The 1151-nt window shown below is 33.9% G+C and carries 1 protein-coding gene; it reads right to left on the reverse strand.

Annotated elements, in window-relative coordinates; genetic code table 11:
- Positions 1 to 4: 4 nt before the first annotated feature.
- Positions 5 to 808 carry a putative porin gene (locus H5072_RS20040; protein WP_182694588.1) on the reverse strand — a complete coding sequence of 268 codons (804 nt, stop codon included), beginning with the start codon at positions 806 to 808 and terminating at the stop codon, positions 5 to 7.
- Between the last annotated feature and the right edge of the window lie 343 nt (positions 809 to 1151).

The raw sequence follows: 1151 nt of genomic DNA on the forward strand, positions 1-1151 counted from the left end.
TAAATTAGAACTGTAAGCTTACATTTGCAAAGTAAGCATCATAATCAGAATCATCCCAGTTATTGCCGTAACCTGCTTCTAAACCAACATTGTTGTTGAAGAAGTGTTGAGCACCAAGAGTGTAATCATCATTTTTATTAACTGTAACAAAAACCGATGTTGCTTTGCTGAAATAGTAGTTAGATGCTAATTCCCAGTTACTTGAACCACCATCAACATCTTCAAATTTACCTTCAACAGTCAAGTAGTTACCTTGCTGTAAATCAGCAAAGTACTTAGCTGCTACTGCACGGTAATCAAACTCATCATCTGCTGTTACTGTGAAACCGATATAATCAGTGCTATTTAATTCGTGGTTATATGCTAGGTCAAACACAAACTGATTCTCAGCATCTTCTACATCAACAAACGTTGCTTTTAATAAAAGGTTTGGATTAAAGAAGTAACCTGCAGAAAGTTCAATTACATCCGTGCTTGAGCCAAAATCACTATCGAAATTATTGTACTGTACACCTAATACAAAATCTTCTACAAAATACTCACCGCCAATGCTAGTAACATCTGCAAAATCATTATCACTGTATGCACCATAAACATTTGTTTGCTTATTGATGTATTCAAATTGATCGTAAGGACCTAAAGTCGCTTTTGGAGAAAAATAATAAGTTGAGTCAACACTTAGTGTGTCATCACCATCTACATCCACGTATCCTACATGGCTGATTGATTGGTAAGTATCTGCGGCTATTGCAGTGGTTGCAGCGCTTGATAATAAAATGCTCGAAATGATAACGGCTAATTTTTTCATTTTAAATTCCCTATAAATATTACTTTTATGCCTCAGCTGTCTAGCCAAAGTCGGGGCGCATCCTAACGCCAAAAAAATGAACAAAAACTGAATAAGAGGTTAGATTAAAACCACTTAAAATGTAAGTAATTACGAGCGAATGTAAATAATAAGTATCAACAAAATCTGCGTAACAATAGTCTGTCATCATTTAAACTTTAAAAGTAACAAATAAGGTACAAGTTGCCGCCAAATTGAGCACAACTTAATTATTCGATAAACCTCATTAATATAACCTCCCCTCACTAAATTTTTCTAATTTCTCAAAATAATGACTATATTTAATTCACTATTTCTGTATTTA

It is taken from the genome of Pseudoalteromonas sp. SR45-5 (assembly GCF_014163565.1).
Lineage (GTDB): Bacteria > Pseudomonadota > Gammaproteobacteria > Enterobacterales > Alteromonadaceae > Pseudoalteromonas > Pseudoalteromonas distincta.

Bases quoted from the DNA above. Each gene is read 5' to 3' on its own strand.
- H5072_RS20040 (WP_182694588.1), bottom strand. From the start codon at position 808: ATGAAAAAATTAGCCGTTATCATTTCGAGCATTTTATTATCAAGCGCT.